Annotated in this window: 17 protein-coding genes and 1 tRNA gene; 8 read left to right on the top strand and 10 right to left on the bottom strand. The window is 63.7% G+C overall.

Translation table 11 applies throughout. From position 1 onward, the window contains the following. Positions 1 to 54 precede the first annotated feature (54 nt). A complete protein-coding gene (locus V1288_RS13695; RefSeq protein ID WP_334357532.1) occupies positions 55 to 1,902 on the top strand; it encodes a di-heme-cytochrome C peroxidase in 1,848 nt (615 codons plus the stop codon). 83 nt (positions 1,903 to 1,985) lie between these two features. On the opposite strand, the gene V1288_RS13690 is transcribed toward V1288_RS13695, so the two are convergent. After that, positions 1,986 to 2,228 (bottom strand): hypothetical protein, encoded by a 243-nt coding sequence (locus V1288_RS13690; protein WP_334357531.1) that lies wholly within the window; start codon positions 2,226 to 2,228, stop codon positions 1,986 to 1,988. Between the two features lie 243 nt (positions 2,229 to 2,471). On the opposite strand from V1288_RS13690, the gene V1288_RS13685 reads away from it, so the two are divergent. Further along, positions 2,472 to 3,434 (top strand): alpha/beta hydrolase, encoded by a 963-nt coding sequence (locus V1288_RS13685; protein ID WP_334357530.1) that lies wholly within the window; start codon positions 2,472 to 2,474, stop codon positions 3,432 to 3,434. A 50-nt stretch (positions 3,435 to 3,484) separates the two neighbouring features. Here V1288_RS13685 and V1288_RS13680 read toward each other — a convergent pair whose 3' ends face one another. After that, positions 3,485 to 4,846 (bottom strand): MATE family efflux transporter, encoded by a 1,362-nt coding sequence (locus V1288_RS13680; RefSeq protein ID WP_334357529.1) that lies wholly within the window; start codon positions 4,844 to 4,846, stop codon positions 3,485 to 3,487. 41 nt (positions 4,847 to 4,887) lie between these two features. After that, complete coding sequence (locus V1288_RS13675) at positions 4,888 to 5,892, bottom strand: alpha/beta fold hydrolase (protein ID WP_334357528.1); 1,005 nt, start codon at positions 5,890 to 5,892, stop codon at positions 4,888 to 4,890. Positions 5,893 to 6,106: 214 nt separating this feature from the next. On the opposite strand from V1288_RS13675, the gene V1288_RS13670 reads away from it, so the two are divergent. Continuing rightward, complete coding sequence (locus tag V1288_RS13670; RefSeq protein WP_334357527.1) at positions 6,107 to 6,742, top strand: TetR/AcrR family transcriptional regulator; 636 nt, start codon at positions 6,107 to 6,109, stop codon at positions 6,740 to 6,742. A 35-nt stretch (positions 6,743 to 6,777) separates the two neighbouring features. Here the strand turns inward: V1288_RS13670 and V1288_RS13665 are convergent. From V1288_RS13665 to V1288_RS13650, 4 genes are all read right to left on the bottom strand, one after another. Further along, a tRNA-Arg gene (locus V1288_RS13665) sits at positions 6,778 to 6,854 on the bottom strand. A gap of 141 nt (positions 6,855 to 6,995) precedes the next feature. Beyond that, positions 6,996 to 7,955, bottom strand: a complete 960-nt coding sequence (locus tag V1288_RS13660; RefSeq protein WP_334357526.1) for a Bug family tripartite tricarboxylate transporter substrate binding protein — start codon at positions 7,953 to 7,955, stop codon at positions 6,996 to 6,998. A gap of 56 nt (positions 7,956 to 8,011) precedes the next feature. Beyond that, positions 8,012 to 8,380, bottom strand: a complete 369-nt coding sequence (locus V1288_RS13655; RefSeq protein ID WP_334357525.1) for a dimethylsulfonioproprionate lyase family protein — start codon at positions 8,378 to 8,380, stop codon at positions 8,012 to 8,014. Between the two features lie 59 nt (positions 8,381 to 8,439). Next, the gene (locus tag V1288_RS13650) at positions 8,440 to 9,078 is read right to left on the bottom strand and encodes an RraA family protein (protein WP_334357524.1); all 639 of its coding nucleotides are present in this window, start codon (positions 9,076 to 9,078) and stop codon (positions 8,440 to 8,442) included. Between the two features lie 389 nt (positions 9,079 to 9,467). Here V1288_RS13650 and V1288_RS13645 point away from each other — a divergent pair, with 389 nt between their 5' ends. Continuing rightward, complete coding sequence (locus tag V1288_RS13645; protein WP_334357523.1) at positions 9,468 to 10,424, top strand: helix-turn-helix domain-containing protein; 957 nt, start codon at positions 9,468 to 9,470, stop codon at positions 10,422 to 10,424. Between the two features lie 257 nt (positions 10,425 to 10,681). Beyond that, positions 10,682 to 11,320 carry a hypothetical protein gene (locus V1288_RS13640; RefSeq protein ID WP_334361304.1) on the top strand — a complete coding sequence of 213 codons (639 nt, stop codon included), beginning with the start codon at positions 10,682 to 10,684 and terminating at the stop codon, positions 11,318 to 11,320. Between the two features lie 188 nt (positions 11,321 to 11,508). On the opposite strand, the gene V1288_RS13635 is transcribed toward V1288_RS13640, so the two are convergent. Further along, the gene (locus V1288_RS13635; RefSeq protein WP_334357522.1) at positions 11,509 to 11,718 is read right to left on the bottom strand and encodes a hypothetical protein; all 210 of its coding nucleotides are present in this window, start codon (positions 11,716 to 11,718) and stop codon (positions 11,509 to 11,511) included. A gap of 74 nt (positions 11,719 to 11,792) precedes the next feature. Then, entirely contained in the window at positions 11,793 to 12,800 is a 1,008-nt protein-coding gene (locus tag V1288_RS13630) for a 2-dehydropantoate 2-reductase (protein WP_334357521.1), read from the bottom strand. A gap of 139 nt (positions 12,801 to 12,939) precedes the next feature. Here V1288_RS13630 and V1288_RS13625 point away from each other — a divergent pair, with 139 nt between their 5' ends. Both V1288_RS13625 and V1288_RS13620 read left to right on the top strand, forming a co-directional pair. After that, positions 12,940 to 13,503, top strand: coding sequence for a YidB family protein (locus V1288_RS13625; RefSeq protein ID WP_334357520.1), 564 nt, complete (start codon positions 12,940 to 12,942; stop codon positions 13,501 to 13,503). 167 nt (positions 13,504 to 13,670) lie between these two features. Next, on the top strand, positions 13,671 to 13,949 hold the full coding sequence (locus V1288_RS13620; RefSeq protein ID WP_334357519.1) for a GlsB/YeaQ/YmgE family stress response membrane protein: 279 nt from the start codon (positions 13,671 to 13,673) through the stop codon (positions 13,947 to 13,949). 93 nt (positions 13,950 to 14,042) lie between these two features. On the opposite strand, the gene V1288_RS13615 is transcribed toward V1288_RS13620, so the two are convergent. Next, the gene (locus V1288_RS13615; RefSeq protein WP_334357518.1) at positions 14,043 to 14,825 is read right to left on the bottom strand and encodes an SDR family NAD(P)-dependent oxidoreductase; all 783 of its coding nucleotides are present in this window, start codon (positions 14,823 to 14,825) and stop codon (positions 14,043 to 14,045) included. A gap of 278 nt (positions 14,826 to 15,103) precedes the next feature. Between V1288_RS13615 and V1288_RS13610 the strand changes: the two genes are divergently transcribed. After that, on the top strand, positions 15,104 to 16,171 hold the full coding sequence (locus V1288_RS13610) for an acyl-CoA dehydrogenase family protein (protein ID WP_334357517.1): 1,068 nt from the start codon (positions 15,104 to 15,106) through the stop codon (positions 16,169 to 16,171). Positions 16,172 to 16,187 lie beyond the last annotated feature (16 nt).

Here is a 16,187-nt window from a genome sequence, read left to right as displayed (position 1 = left end):
TGATAGCAGACGGATATTGCGCGCAACTGGCGCAGTTTTGGGAAGGGGCAGGCCATGCGTGGCAAGACGATTGCAAAAATTGTGATCGGAGTACTGATCGTCGGCGGCATTTACGTCGCCGTGAAGGACGATATCGCCAACCTCTGGAACAATCTTCATGTGAAGATCGCAGAGTATCCGGAGCCGAAGAAGACCGTCTGGCTCGACCAGGGCATCGCCAAGGAAAAACTGAGCTGGTTCTATCATGCCGACCAGGGCACGCGGACGTTCAGCTTCCCTTACGAGTGGTTCATGGCGCTGGAGCAGCCGACGATTCCATGGCTGATTTTCAACAAGGTCGGCGATTTCAGCGAGACCGCCTATCTCGATCGCTATGGCTTCATTCCGGATACCGTCATCCCGGGCAAAAAGGCGCTTCCGATCGGCTTCGCAAAGGGCGGCCCGATGCTGGACCCCTCGGGCGCGCCGTGGAAGAACCCGCGCACCAAGGAGACCATGAACGGAATAGGCCTGACCTGCGCAGGCTGTCATACCGGACGCTTCACCTACAAGGACACGGCGGTCGTCATCGACGGGGGACCGGCGCTCACCAATCTCTTTGCGATGAAGCAGGGCATGGGTATCTCTCTGCTGCTGACGCGCTTTATCCCAACCCGCTTCAACCGGTTCGCCGAGAATATCCTGGGACCGGATTCCACGGTCGCCGACCGCGAGGCGCTGAAGGACCAGCTCAGCCAGGTCCTGAAGCAATATGGCGAAGTCCAGGCGCTGGAAAAGCGCGTCGCTTCGCAGAGCGTCCTTGAAGGCTACGGACGGCTTGATGCGCTGAACCGGATCGGCAACCAGGTGTTTTCGCTCGACCTCAAGAAGCCGGAAAACTACGCAGGCTCGACCGCGCCGGTGCATTATCCCCGGATCTGGAACACGCCGTGGTTCGACTGGGTGCAGTACAACGGCTCGATCATGCAGCCGATGGTGCGCAACGCCGGCGAGTCGCTTGGCGTGTCTGCCGAACTCAATCTGACCGATCCGTCCAAGGGACTCTACAAATCGAGCGTGAACGTGGAGCAGCTGTTCGAGATGGAGCAGATGATCAAGGGCAACACGCTGCCGAACGCAAAGGACGGATTCCCGGGCCTGCGGTCTCCGAAATGGCCGAACGATATTCTGCCACCGATCGACCAGAAATTGGCGGACAAGGGTGCCGAACTCTACAAGACCCATTGTCAGGAATGTCACCGCCCGCCGGTATCGAATGCTGCGTTCTGGGACTTCAACAACAAGGACTGGTGGACAAAGAACGAGGCCGGTGAACCCATCCTGAAGGTCGAGAACGTTCCGATCTCGCATATCGGGACCGACCCTGCGCAGGCCGCCGACATGATCAGCCGGACGGTTGCGCTCCCCGCGCATCTCGGCGTTGACAAAAGCGGCTTCGCCGACGCTCTCGGCATCGTGGTCGCCAAGACGGTCAATTACGTCTTCGACCAGAAGAAGCCGCCGGTGAGCCCTGCCGAGCGGAAGCGGATCGACGGCTATATGCCGAACGAGCTTCGCGGCGAGCTCGCCTACAAGGTGCGCCCGCTCAACGGCGTCTGGGCGACGCCGCCTTACCTTCATAACGGCTCGGTCCCCACCATCGAAGCCCTGCTTGGTCCGCCCGAGGACAGGCCGACGAAATTCTATCTCGGCAACCGCGAATACGATCCGGTGAACCTCGGTTACACGTTTGACAAGATCGCGAACGGTTTCGAGTTCGACACCTCAATTCGCGGCAACTCGAACAGAGGCCACGAATTCAGGAAGGACTTCGACAAGAACAAGGAAATCAAAGGTGTCATCGGGCCGGCGCTGTCGGCAGACGATCGAAAGGCGCTGATCGAATACCTCAAGACGCTCTGAGGTCGTTCGAACGCTCCGCGCGGCCGGACCCGGCCGCGCCCTTTCCGTCGCTGTTCGCCTCACAGATGGATCGGGCGCCGCCTCTAGCGGCTGGCGACCAGCCGCAGATGCGGCTTGATCGTCTCTTCCAGTTCGGCCTTGAGCTGGTGCACGCGCGGATCGCCCGAGCGCGCCGCGCACACCGAATATTGGTTGACCGAACACGCCAGCGCGTGCCGCTCTTCGGGCGTCCGCGTCACCTGCGGGCTGGACAGCCTCAGCACCATGCCGCCGAGTTGCACCAGCATTTCGTCGAGCGCCCGGTCCACTCCGGCAAATTGATTCATCGCACCACTCCCTCTGGTAAGGAGTAATGAGCGGCGCGCCCGGCCGTTCCCCGCAAACGCCCGTTTAAGGATAAGGAAAAGTAAACGAAGCACGATTCTATCAACGCGCGGCCCCCGCATCTGCCTGCAGGAACCACCATCGGTTGGAGAAAATCGGCCGGCCTGCTCGTACCGAACGCCGCGATTGCGGCGGCCGCGACCGTTACCTATGCTGCCGCCTTGTTCCGCAACGAGACACCCTGCATGATTACGCCGCTCGATCCCGTCGTCGCCCAGATCATTCCGCTGCTGCCGCTGCGCGATCCCGCGACGATGACGCCGCAGAGCGCGCGCGATGCGCTACGTGCGCTGGCGGCCTCCCGCGCGGCGGTTCCGCCGCCGCCGGTGATGGGCACGGAAGACATCAAGGTGAAGGGCGCCGCCGGATTCCTCAACGCGCGGGCCTACCGGAACTCCACCGACAAGTCGCCGACGGTGGTGTTCTTCCACGGCGGCGGCTGGGTCGCCGGCGATCTCGAGACCCATGACCGGCAGGCACGCTGGCTTGCGATCGAGACCGGCGCGGTCGTCGTCTCGGTCGACTATCGCCGCCCGCCCGAGGTGCGGTTTCCCGGCGCCTTCGAGGACGGCTTCGCCGCCACGAAAGACATCATCGCCCGCATCGCCGAATTTGGTGGCGACGAGCGACGCGTCGGCGTGGCCGGTGACAGCGCCGGCGGCAATCTGGCGGCCACTACCGCGATCGCCTGCCGCGACGCCAGCATCCGACTGGCGGCGCAACTGCTGGTCTATCCCGTCACCGACGTTTTCGGAAATTTCGCGGATGCAAACGAGAACGCGCGCTTTCCCTCGCGCAGCGAGAACGCGGAAGGTTATTTTCTGACCCGCACCACCATGGAATGGTTTTGCGGCCACTATCTCGCCGACAGGAGCCACGGCGCCGACTGGCGCGCGTCGCCGCTGCGCGCCAAAAACCTCACAGGGGTAGCACCTGCAATCGTCTGCACCGCCTGGTTCGATCCGCTCCGCGATGAGGGCAAGGCCTACGCCAACGCGCTTGCCGCCGCCCGCGTGCCGACTAGCTATTATGACGGCCCCGGCCTGATCCACGGCTATTTCGGACTCGGCGAAGCCTCCGACACCGCCAAGCGCGAAGCGCAACGCGCGCGGGCAGATTTCAAGGCGCTGCTGGAAAAGGGCGCCTAAGACGTGAGATCGCGAGCAGCAGCAAGCCGAAGCCGTCGGCAAACCGGAAACTATTTCGAAACCTCCCCGGCCGGTCCCCAGCCGCGAAGCCAAAGTGCGCCGGCGACAATGGCTGCGGAAACAATCGAGCCGACGGCACCTGCCATGAAGAGCTCCCGCAATCCGCCGCCAAGATCGACGACAATGATCCAGCCGATTCCAGCGGCGATGAACAGCCGAACCGTTCCGCCAAAAACCGGCCATGTCACGCGACCTGCCCCCTGACTCGCGAAATACAGCAGCATCCCGAGACCGGAAATTCCGTAGAAGGGCGCTACGGTCTGGAAATAGATCGAGCCTGCCGCGAGAACCTCGGGCTTGGCGCTGAACAGCGTTAGCCAGACGTGGGGAAACAGTGCGACGAAAAGTCCAAGGATCTCGGTGACGCCAGCCGCGAACAACGCGGCGACCCACGCGATGCGTTCCGCCCGCCTGACCTGACCGGCCCCGATGTTCACCCCGACCATGGTCAGCGCCGCGCTGCCGAGCGCGAACAGCAGTGGAATCTGGATGTAATCGAGTCGCGAGGCGATTCCGTAGCCTGCGATGGCGTCCGTGCCGAACAGCCCGACTGCGCCCGTGACCAGCACCACGGTCAAATTGGCCTGGATGGTGCCGATGGCGGACAATCCGCCGACGCGAAGGATATCGCCGAGCAGCCGCCACTTGATGAGCCTTGCGTCGAAGGGCAAGTGCAACGAGGTTCTGGCGGAACGCATGTAGACGATCAACACAATCGCGCTGACGAGATAATAGACGACGACAGCGACCCCGGCTCCCGCCACGCCCAGCCGGGGAAAAGGACCCCAGCCGAAAATCAGCGCCGGCGAAAGCGGAAGCAGCACGAACACGCCCAGCAGAATGACGGCCGCCGGCGCGACGGTGTTGCCCGCGCCGCGAAGGGCCGCCGCCAGCAGGCTGACGACCCAGACAAGCACCGCGCCGGAAAAGATGACATGGCCATATGCGAGGGCCGCGCCGAGCGCTCCCGCCTGACCGCCAAGCAACCGGTACACAGCCTCGCCAAACAACCATTCGGCGCCTGCAAAGATAATCCCGAAGACGATGGCAAGAACCAGGGCGTTCAGTGCGAGCGCCTCGGCCTCGGCCGCCTTGCCTGCCCCCATCGCACGCGCGATCGACGATGCGACGCCGCCGCCGATGCCGCCATTCGACATCATTTGCATCAGCATGAAGATGGGAAACACCAGGCTGACCCCGGCCAGGGCCTCCGTCCCGAGGAAGCTGACGAAATACGTCTCCGCCACCCCGACAAGGGTCTGCACGACCAGGACCACGACGGTCGGCAGAGCAAGCTTCAGGAGCGTCGGCAGCACCGGGCCATCGAGCATCGTCTTCTGCCTGATCTTCACCGCTTGATTTCCCGGCGACGAGGATTGGGATGTCAGCGTTGTCATGAGCGGCTCGGCAGGGCTCGAATGAATTCGACGAGCGCGGCACTGACCTCACTCGGCCGCTCCTGCTGGGTCCAGTGTCCGCAACCGGGAAGCATCTGGATCTTGCGCAGGCCGGGAACGTAGCTCTTCAGGTTGGCGAGCAACTGGTCGGTGCCCGGGAAGGCGACCACGAAATCGCGATCGCCCGCGATGTAGAGTGCCGGCACCGTTATCTGCAGGCCGGCCATCGCGCCGGTGATTTCCCAGTTGCGGTCGATGTTGCGGTAGTAGTTGAGCGCGCCGCGAAAGCCGCTGCGCCGAAACTCCTCGCCGTAAAAATCGATGGCGCTTTCTTCTATCCATGGTGGCAGGGTTTTTGGCGCGCCGGGTCCTTGCAGAAAGCCGCCGCCCTTCGGCACCATGCCGAGGTTCGGCGCGGGCCCGCCGGCGGCTGCGGCCGCGCGGGCCGCGGCGACGCCGTCGCCGGACGCCCCGAACAGCATGTTGCGAATGGTCGCGCGCGGATCGCGCTCCAGCTCCGCCTCCGCCGGCCCCGGCTCCTGGAAATAGAGCTGATAGAACTGCGCATTCTCGGTCCGCGGCATCAGGCTGGTCGGCAGCGCCTTGCCGCGCGGCCGGAATGGCACGCTGAGCGCTGCAACCGCCCTGAAGCGATCGGGCCGCATGAGAGCGGCCTGCCAGGCGACGCTGGCGCCCCAATCATGACCTACGATGACGGCGGTTGCCGCGCCCAGGGCATCGAGAATGCCGACCATGTCGCCGGCGAGATGCAGGATCGTGTACTGGTCGATCGCCCGCGGCGCCTCACTCTTGCCGTAGCCGCGCATATCGGGGGCGACAACACGGAAGCCGGCGGCGGCAACGGCGTCGATCTGGTGCCGCCACGAGAACCAGGATTCAGGGAAGCCGTGCACCAGCAGCACCAGCGGCCCCTCGCCCTGCTCGGCGATGTTGAGGTGGATCCCGTTGCATTCGATGATGCGCTGCGTTGTCTTGCTCATCTTTCCATCTCGCTCCACGTTTGCCGCAGATGCCGTTGACAGGAGCGCGTCAGAGGCAATCCGCCATGCGAGCGGCGCCAATGCCGCAGCCAGTAGCTGACGTCTGTTCATGATCTCCCATCCTTTACATCCGGGTCGGTTTTGGTACGATCCGGTACCGGATAAATCGAAATATGGTACCGTATGGTACCAAGTCAAGTGGAAAAATGAGGCGATGAATCCAAGGATGAAGGCGCGCGAGGCGGAAACCGACGGGACCGAGGTCCGGAAGCGGATTCTAGGCGCGGCCCTTTCGGCGTTCATGGAGGGCGGCTATGCGCAGACCAGCACGCTGGAGATTGCGACACGCGCGCGGGTTTCGAAGCGGGAGCTTTACGCGCTGTTCGGCAACAAGGAGGCGATGCTGGTCGCCTGCATCACCGAGCGCGCCCGGCGGCTGAAAGCACCGGCCGATCTTCCTGAACTGCGCGACAGGAAAATCCTGACCGAAGTGCTGACCGCTTTTGGAACGAGGCTCCTGACGGAAACCACCGAGCCGGTCGTCGTCGCGGTGTTCCGGCTGGCCATATCCGAAACCGTGCGCGCGCCAAAGGTGGCGCAAGCGCTGGATTCGATCGCGCGCAAGCCCACGCGCGATGCATTGCGCGCGATCATGGCGAGCGCCAATTCAGCCCGGCTTGTCGTTGGCGATCCCGACGCGATGGCCGAAAAATTCTTAGGGTTGCTGTGGGGCGACCTGATGACCGGCCTGCTGCTTCAGCTGACCAATCGTCCGAGCGCCAGCGAGATCGCGCGACGGGCGCGGGACACAACGATGGCGTTCCTGCAAATCTATCCGGACCCCGGTTAGGACCGGCTTTAGTTGGGCTTTGCACCCTTGAGGAATGGCGATCCCGGGAAGACTCGAACTTCCGACCTACGGTTTAGGAAACCGTCGCTCTATCCGGCTGAGCTACGGGACCGCGAACCCGCGTTGAGCGGGTGCTTGGCCGCTTCATAGCAAAGCGGACGTGGCATCGCCAGCCCTCCGACGCGGCCTGTCCGGCCGCGTCGGAAGGTACTGGTTCCGGGCCGGAGATGCCGGGATAGCCGGTCCGCCGCCGCTACGCCTTGATATTATTCTCGCGCACGACCTGACCCCAGATGCTGACCTGCCTGGCGAAGAACGTCGAGAACTCCTTGCCGTCGGCGAGCAGCAGCGTCATCTGCTGCGTCTCGCGCAGTTGCGAGGCTACCGCCGGCTCGCTCAGGATCTCCTTTACCGATTTCGCCATGCTGGCGATGACATCGGCAGGCGTATCCTTGGGCGCGAAAATGCCCCACCAGGCCAGCGTCTCGAAGTCGGGGAAGCCTGCCTCGATCGCGGTCTGCGTGTCCTTCAGCGCAGCCATCCGCTCGCGCCCCAATTGCAGGATGGGCCGCAGCCTGTTGGTGCCGAGTTGCGCCGTGATCAGCGCCGCCGATCCGATGATCATATCGACATGGCCGCCGAGCACGTCGTTCATCGCCGGGCCGCCGCCGCGGTAGGGCACATGCGTGATCTCGACGCCGGCCTTCTTGCCGAGCACCGTCATCGCGAGATGGCCGAGCGTGCCGATGCCGACGGAGGCGTATTTCACCGCGCCGGGGCTTGCCTTGCAGGCGGCGACCACGTCAGCAAAGCTCTTGTACGGCCGCTCGGCGTTCGCAGCGAGGACGTAAGGCGCGGTGCCGACCAGGAACACCGGCACCAGATCCTTCTCGACATCCAGCCCCGGCTTTTCGAGGATCGAAGGAATCACCGCGTGCGAGTCGAAGGTCACCAGGAACGTCGCGCCGTCTGGCGCGCTCTTGGCGACCTGTATGGCGCCGAGCGAGCCGGCCGCACCGGACTTGTTCTCCACCAGCACGGTCCGGCCGAGCCTGGTCTGCAGATGGGACTGCAACAGCCGCGCCAGCGCGTCGGTGGAGCCGCCCGGCGGGAACGGCACCACCAGCGTCATGTTCTTGGCCGGCTGCGCCAGCGCTGGCGTGACCGCGAACGCGGCCGATGCCGCAAGCAAATTGCGTCTGGTAATCTTCACCTGGTGTCTCCTCCCGATTGTGGCTGCGATTTTTTTGTTTTGTTCGCAGACTTCGTTTAAGTGCCGAAGCCGGACCCGGCTTTTTTGTACTCGGGCCGTGGCGGGCTGAAGATGTCAAGCACGCGCGCCCCTTCCGGTCCAGCCCGCATCGTGTGCGGCACGTTTCCGGGCGTGCGCCAGAAATCGCCCTTCTTGACCGGAATTTCCTCATCCCCCTGAACGCGGATGGCCGAACCGTCGAGCAGCACGCCCCATTGCTCCTCGGGGTGATGATGCAGGGTACCTTGCGCGTGCGGCGCCAGCATCACCACCGACAGCATCGCATGCTCGCCGGAGAAGATTCGCGTCGTCACGCCGGACGCGAGTTCGCGAAACAGACCGTCGACCGGGTTATCCAGATTGTGAAATTCGTTCTTCTGGCTCATCGTCCCTCCCTCAAGCGCGGTTGCGCTTCGATCTTGGCGCTTCGTTCAAAACTTATCCGTCAAGGTTTGCCGTAGCTGCCCTGGTAGCGGCCTTCGCGGATCGCCGTGATCGTGCCTTCCTCGCGCGCGATCTGGGCGCGGACCGCCTCCAGCACGGTGGCTGCGATCGAGGCGGGAAACGACACCACGCCGTCCTCGTCGCCGACCACGATATCTCCGGGCGCGATCACCGAGCCGCCGATCGAAACCGGCACGTTGATTTCGCCTGGTCCGCTCTTGTAGGGCCCGCGGTGGATCGCCGTACGGGCAAAGCAGGGAAAGTCGGATGCGGCAAATGCAGCGACGTCCCGGATGGCGCCGTCGATCACATAGCCCGCGGCGCCCCGGTATTCGGCGATGTTCTTCATGATTTCGCCGACCAGCGCCCGCGTCTCGTCGCCGCCGCCATCGACCACGATGACGTCACCCGGCCCGACCAGTTCGAGCGCGCGGTGGATCGCAAGATTGTCGCCGGGCCGCGTGCGCACGGTGAAGGCTATGCCCACCAGCTTGCAGCCGCGATGGAACGGCCGCAGGCCCACGGCGCCCGGCAGCCGGTCAAGGTTGTCGGAGATCACAGAGGTCGGCGCGCCTCTGAACGCCTCGATCAGTTCAGGTGCGGGCTTCGGCACGCTCGTCAAGGCCGTGGTGATGCTCATGCAGACTGTTTCCCCCTTGCGACTGTTCTGCCACTTCGCCCGCCTGCGCAGGGTTGAGCGAAGTTGCGCAACTCAACCGGTGGCTCGGGCCACCGCCTGGCGCAACACCATGAAATCTTCCGGTGCCGCAAAACAAATAGCATTCCTCAGGAGCAGCTATAATGGATTTGCAACGCGTCGCCCACCGCCTGGACTGGCGGCCCGGGCGTCGGCTAAGCCCTTCGAATTCCTCGGCAGCTTTCCGCTGCATGCGATATCGAACGCGCAGCCATGTTCGTGCAGCCGTCCTGCAATCGCACCTCCACCGGCCACACTTGTTAACACGAAGTTAACCAGAGCGTTCGACGCTAACGACCGGATTCGACGATTCGGCCGCCGGTTATTTCGATATGCTGTTCCAGAACCTTTCGCCTTCACCGGCGCTTTCGATCACGCAATTTTTCGACATCGACGCCTTCCGGCCGGTCGAGTTCGTCGCCGATGCGCGCAGCGTGCCGCTGAATCTCGCGAATTTCCATACCGCGCGCGCGATCGTGCAGTTGCCGTTCTGCCAGATCGCCGTGCTCACCTCGTTTCCCCGTATTCTCGATGTCAGCTACCGGGCGGCACACGGCGTCGTCATATTCCAGATCGAGGACGCCTACGAGGTGTCCGTCAACGGCCTGTCGGTAGACCGCCCGGCCTTTGTCGGCATGCGGGGCAATGTGGATTTGCAGTTCGTCGAACCCCGTGGATCGCTGCACGCGATCGTCACCCTTGGCGCCGGCGTGCAGGATCGGGAATGGTTCGATACGCCGGACGAGCTATGCCCGTTCACGGCGGACCCCGACGCGCTGGCCACCGTCAGATCCGTAACGACAGGTATTTTGCAGACGGCTTCCGTCAGACCCGACCTATTGCAGGAGCCGCGCTCGGCGCTTGCCGTCCAGGAAAGCCTGCTGCTCGCCATCGACGAGATGTTCCGCCGCAGCAGGACGCCGGAAGTGGCGGGCCGGCTCGCAAGCAGGAGCTATTGCCGCCTCGTTCGCAGGGTCGACGAGTATGTCGCCTTTCATGCCGCTTCGGCGATCTACAGCGCCGACCTCGCCGAACAATGCGGCGTGTCGGTCAGAACGCTGGGCACGGCGGTCGCAAGCGTTCGCGGCATGAGCCTGCATCGCTACTTGCGTCTCAAGCAGCTTTGGTCGGCCCGCGCTCAACTCGTCAAAGGGTCCGACGCCATCACCGTGACATCGTGCGCCCGCGCTAACGGCTTCCATCACATGGGTGAGTTCGCCAGGCTCTATCGCGCAACGTTTCATGAAACGGCATCGCGTACGCTGGCCCGCGCGCGAGGAACCGACTGATTCTTGCCACAATGTGGCGCGCTTATCCGCTCGTCCATCGATAGTGTGCGAGCCGGTCGCTGCAGCATCGTGCGCGCAGCGTGCTTTACCGTTGAATTTCCTCGATAACTTTCAACGACATAGCACTGTGTTCCATCGGTCACATCCACCGGGTAGAGTTACAACGACAGCGGGAAAACCGTGCAGTTTCGGCGTGACAGCGCTGCCAAAATGATGACAATCGACTCAATCAAAGTTCCCGAGAATTCGACTGGAGAATACCGTCCGTGATCGCCTCACGTGCATCTTCGTTTGTTGTTGCCGCAGTCGGGAGCCTCGTCGTGCTGGCCCCGGTGCGCTGCGACGCGCAGTGGTGGCGCAGCGCGCCTGTCGATTTCGAATCCTGCGCCGATGTGGCCGAGAAAGCGAAGACAAAGGAAGAAAAGACGGCGCAACTCGCCGAATGCAACGCGAAATTCGCCGGCCGCCGCAAGCCCGGCGGCGGCTATACCTATTACGATTTCATGCAGGACCGCACTTTCGACATCGCAGGCCCCAACCCGACGCCGGAAGAGCAGAAGAAAATCGACGAGCAATACACCGCCTACCTCGAGCGCGAACGGCGCAGCCACATCGCCGCGGCGCTGGCGGCCAAGCAGCAACAGCCAGAGCCGGCGCAGGGGCTGCAGCAGGTTTCGCTGCGCAGCGAACAGGCCGCTTCTCCGCCGCCTGAAATCGAAAGAGTGCCGGTGCCGGTGGCAAGTCCGGTCAAGCAGGCGGCACGCATCAAGGCTGCCCAATGCGCCAAGAGCCAATTCTCGTGTGAATGGCCGCGGCTCTCGGAGAGCATCAACGAGATTAAAAGGCTGTTCAACCCACAGCAGCAGCAGCCGCCGACCAAGCAGAAGAAGGGCTAGATATTTTTTGTCGTCCCTGCGAAAAAAGCAGGGACCGATATGTGGACGGCGTCACTTGTCGTGAGATGACGTCTGGCGGTTCTGACCTATCGATAGATCATGCGGTATGGGTCCCTGCGGTTCGCAGGGACGACTCGCGTCACCGCGATCACCATCGCCCAGAAAATTCCGGTAGGGCGACTTCGGCATCAATGCGCGGGCGCTTTCTTGCCGGGGCGCTTTGGGGCAGGCTTGAGCGCAGGCTCGACATGCCTGCGCTGCGCCGCCCGCTGCTCCTGCAACCGCGCGTCATAGCCCGGCGACGGCGTCGCTGTCGGCGGCACGGCATGGGCGGGAGACAGCGACGTCCAGACAGCCAGAGCGGCCACCGCCATTAGCGCCAGACCTGTTGGTTTCATTCGCATCTCCCCCCGGCGCTTCCCGAAATCGCTCGACCAGCCCATTTCAAGCAAGCCCGGCGCACTCTGCCAAATCAATTCGCCGCGCGAATCTGCTCCGGCGTCAGGCCGGGTGAGCCCTTGGCGTCCCGCTCGGCCTGCCGGATCAGTTCCACGATTCGGCGTGACAGCGGCGCCGCCAGGCCACGGCGCCCGGCGATCTCGGTGATGACGCCCTGCAGATAATCGATCTCGGTGCGGCGGCCATGTTTGAGATCTTCCCACATCGACGACCGCGCCTCGGGATCGATTTTCATCGTCCGCCCCAGCATCGGTTCGAAGATGAAATTGGGCAGGCGCAGCAGCGGCGGCATTAATCCTACCGGGATCGGCGTCGGCGAGACCGGCCTGATACCCTCGGCGCGGATCGCAGCCAGGCCTTCCGCCATCTGGTCGGCGAACAATCGCCGCCATGGCCGTGAGCTGAGTTGCCGACGCAGCGGCAGGTCGGCCAGCGCATTGAGCGCGTTGTTGAGATTGAGCACGAGCTTGCCCCATTGCACGCCGTCAATGTTGTCGGTCGGCCGTATCGTCAGGCCGTGCACCGATAGCTTGTCGGCGGTGCGTGCCTCATCCTGCTCGACGACAATGTCGCCTGAGGTCGCGCGATGAAATCGCCCCTGGCCGAGCGCGATCACGTTGAACGGCACCATGCCGCCGAGCACGCGCCGCCCCGGCAGATGATGGCGCAGGACAGCGGCATTGCCGACGCCGTTTTGCAGGCTGACGATGACGGCATCTGATGGCGCATGCTTCGCGATGATGTCGGCCATGGCGGCGGTATCCGCGCTCTTGACCGTGACCAGCACGATGTCGACACCCTCGAATATCGACGGATTTTCCGACAATGCGAACTGATCGCGCGTGATGGTTTGGTCAAACCCTTCAAAACTCGTCGGCCGCAAGCCGTTGGCATCGATTTCCGCGATCACGCGCGGGCGCGCCAGCAGCGCGACGCGGCGGCCACCGGCCGCCAGCATGCCGCCGGTGAAGCAGCCGATGCTGCCTGCCCCTGCAATACCGATCGTCTGGCCCGAAACCATTCGCCACCCACCGCGTTGCACCGGGCTCCAAATAGCAGAGCGCGCGGAGCCTGCCTATCGCAGGCGCTGGCCGCCCGCTCCTTGTAACCGTCATACGCCACCGTTATGTTTCACGCGGGGCTACGCAGAGGAGACAACCATGGGTTTACTCGACGTACTCAACGGCATGATGAATGGTCCGCGCGGCCTGAGCCGCCCCAGCGAGCAATCCGGCGGCGGCGGAATGTCGCCTTTGACCATGGCAATCCTGGCGCTGCTGGCCTGGAAAGGCATCAAGCATTTCAGCGGCAACCAGACCGGCTCCGCGCCGCAACCGGCGCCCGCACCCGGCAATGTGAACGCCGGCATGGACGGTGGCGGACTTAGCGACATGCTCAAGGGCGGCTTGGGCGGCCTTCTGGCGGGCGGCGCCGCCGGCAGCATTCTCAGCGGCGGCCTTGGCGATCTCCTGAAGCAATTCCAGCAGCAGGGACTTGGCGACCAGGCCGATTCCTGGGTCAGCAACGGCCCCAACAAGCAGATCGCGCCCGGCGACCTCGCTAACGCCCTCGGCGCCGACCAGATCGATCAGCTGTCGGCGCAGAGCGGCCTGTCGCGCGACGATTTGCTGCAAGGCCTCAGCCAGTATCTGCCCGACGTCGTCAATCATTTGACACCGGACGGACGGCTGCCGAACGAGAACGAACTGTCGGGCCGGATTTGATGCCGCTCCATAGCGTTTTCGAGCGAAGTGGATACCGGTTCGCATAGCAATCAAGTTTACGCAGATTGCGTAGGCTTATCTGCGCAGAAAACGCGTCAAACAAGAATCTAACGCGGCGCCCTGCACGCCGCGCCACTTCACCATCGATGCATTGGAAAGGGACAAAAATGGGCGGCATCATCTGGATCATCGTCGTCGGCTTCGTCGCCGGCATCATCGCGCGCATCCTTTCGCCGGGCCAGAACAACCCGACCGGCTTTATCCTGACCACGGTGCTCGGCATCGCGGGCGCGTTTCTGGCGACCTTCATCGGCCAGGCCATCGGCCATTATGGCCCCGATCAGGGCGCCGGCTTCATCACCGCCACCATCGGCGCGCTGGTGGTGCTGTTCATCTGGAACAGACTGGTGGCGCGGGGCATGATTTCCGATCCGGGTAACCGGTGACGGGGTAGCCGCATCAGACCGTAGCCGGGATGGAGTCAACGGGGCGCGCATTCGCGCGACCCGTTGGCTCCATCCGGGTTTACGATTCCGTCCTCACAACACCAGATGCATTCCCGCATCCATGCGCACGAACTCGCCGGTCATGTTGCTCGAGGCGGGCGATGCGAGGAAGCACACCAGTTGCGCGATGTCCTCCGCCGTCGAGGCGACCTTCAGCGGCACCTTCGCCACCACGGCGTCGCGCACCGCCTTGGCGCCGGCCTCGCCGCGCCCCTTGGTGAACCAGGGCGTATCGATATAACCGGGGCACACGGTGTTGACGCGGATCAAGGGGGCCAGCGCGCGCGCCAGCGATTGCGTCATGGTGTTGAGCGCGCCCTTGCTGGCGGCATAGGCGACCGAGGAGCCGCCGCCGGAAATGCCGGCGACCGACGACACATTGACCACCGCCGACGGCAGGCCTGAGGCTTTGGCGCCGGCCTCGAGCAGCCCGCGCGCCGCGCGGATCATCTGGAATGGCCCGATCGTGTTGACGGCGTAGATGCGCTGGAAATCCTCAGCCGAAAGCCCGTCGAGATCGTGATGCGGCACATGCTTGGTGGTGCCGGCATTGTTGACCAGCACATCGAGCCGGCCCCAGGCTGCGGCCGCGGCCGCAATCTTCCTGCAATCCTCATCGCGCGAGACGTCGCCCTGCACCACCACGACTTCGGCGCCGGCGCTGCGGCAGAGGTCGGCGGTCGCTTCAGCTTCCGCCTTGCTGCTGGAATAGTTGACGACGATGCGCGCGCCGCCCTTTGCCAGAATGGCGGCGGTAGCGGCTCCGAGGCCCGAAGCAGAACCGGTGACAATCGCGCACAAACCATCCTTCGACATCCGCATTTCCTCTTGTTGCTTTTGGCTGGGTTTCGAACCGCCCGTGGACAAGCTTTCGAGCTACCATATCCCGCGATGAATGGCGTGCAAACTCGGGAAATCCGTTGCGCGGAATTTATTCTTTGCCTGATGGCCTTCATGCCACCGCCACATGCCGCCCTGCGGACAGCGCTTGTCACGGCTATGGCTTTTGCCCATCATAAAGCGCAAGAAAAGACCGCAGCCGACCCCGGCATAGCCGTTGGGATTGGCATGCCAATTTCAAATCGGGGAACGCTGTGGCGGAGAGTGAGAACATCGTTGCCGAGACCGCGGAGAAAATTTTCGCCGATCTCGCCGACGCCCAAACCATCAATCGCGACAAGACGGGCGAATGGAAAGCGCCGCTCTGGCAGGCGCTGACGGACGCCGGCCTGCCGCTGTCGTGGGTGGACGAAGATTGCGGCGGCTCGGGTGCCTCGCTTGCCGAAGGTTTCAGCGTGCTGAGTGCCGCCGGGCGATTTGCGGTCGCGGTGCCGCTCGCCGAGACCATGTTGGCAGGCTGGCTGTTGGCGCGGGCCAAAATTGCTTCGCCCGATGGCGAGATGACGGTGGTGCCGGCGAGCCCGAAGGACCGGATTGTCGTCAATGGCGATGGCAGCCTGTCGGGCAGGGCCCGCGGCGTGCCGTTTGCCAAGGCGGCAAGGCATTTTGCGGTGCTCGCAAGCGACGCGAAGGGTAGTGTTTCCATCGCGCTGGTCGATGCTACAAAGTGCCGGATCGAGACCGGGCTCAATCTCGGCGGCGACAATTCCGATACCGTGACGCTGGACAAGGCGCAGCCGGTCACGATCAAGCCCGCGCCCAAAAGTTTCGACCAGACCCGGCTGATGCTGATGGGCGGCGTCGCGCGGTCCCTGCAGATCGCGGGCGCGCTGGAATCGATGCTGGACATTTCGGTGCGCTACTCCAACGAGCGCGTCGCCTTTGAGAAGAAGATCTCAAAATTCCAGGCTGTGCAGCACAATCTGGCGCGGCTCGCCGGCGAGTCCGCGGCGGCACTGGCCGCGGCGACCTCCGCGGCGGACGCCATCGCCAATGCGACGTCCTTCGATGACGAAGTGTTTCTCGAAGCGGTGGCGGCAAAGATCCGCTGCGCGGAGGCGGCGGAGAAAGGCGGCGGCATCGCCCATCAGGTGCATGGCGCGATCGGCTTCACCAACGAGCACGTCCTGCATCGCTATTCGCTGCGCGCGCTGGCGTGGCGCGACGATTTCGGTTCCGAAAGTTATTGGGCGGTCGAGCTCGGCAAGCTCGTATGCAACCGCGGCGCCGATGAATTGTGGCCGCTGGTGGCCTCGCGCTGACATCACCGATTTGCCC

Source organism: Bradyrhizobium sp. AZCC 2176, from assembly GCF_036924645.1.
Taxonomy (GTDB): domain Bacteria; phylum Pseudomonadota; class Alphaproteobacteria; order Rhizobiales; family Xanthobacteraceae; genus Bradyrhizobium.
Note: the sequence above shows the minus strand (reverse complement) of the source record. Positions and strands in the feature narration are given on the sequence as shown.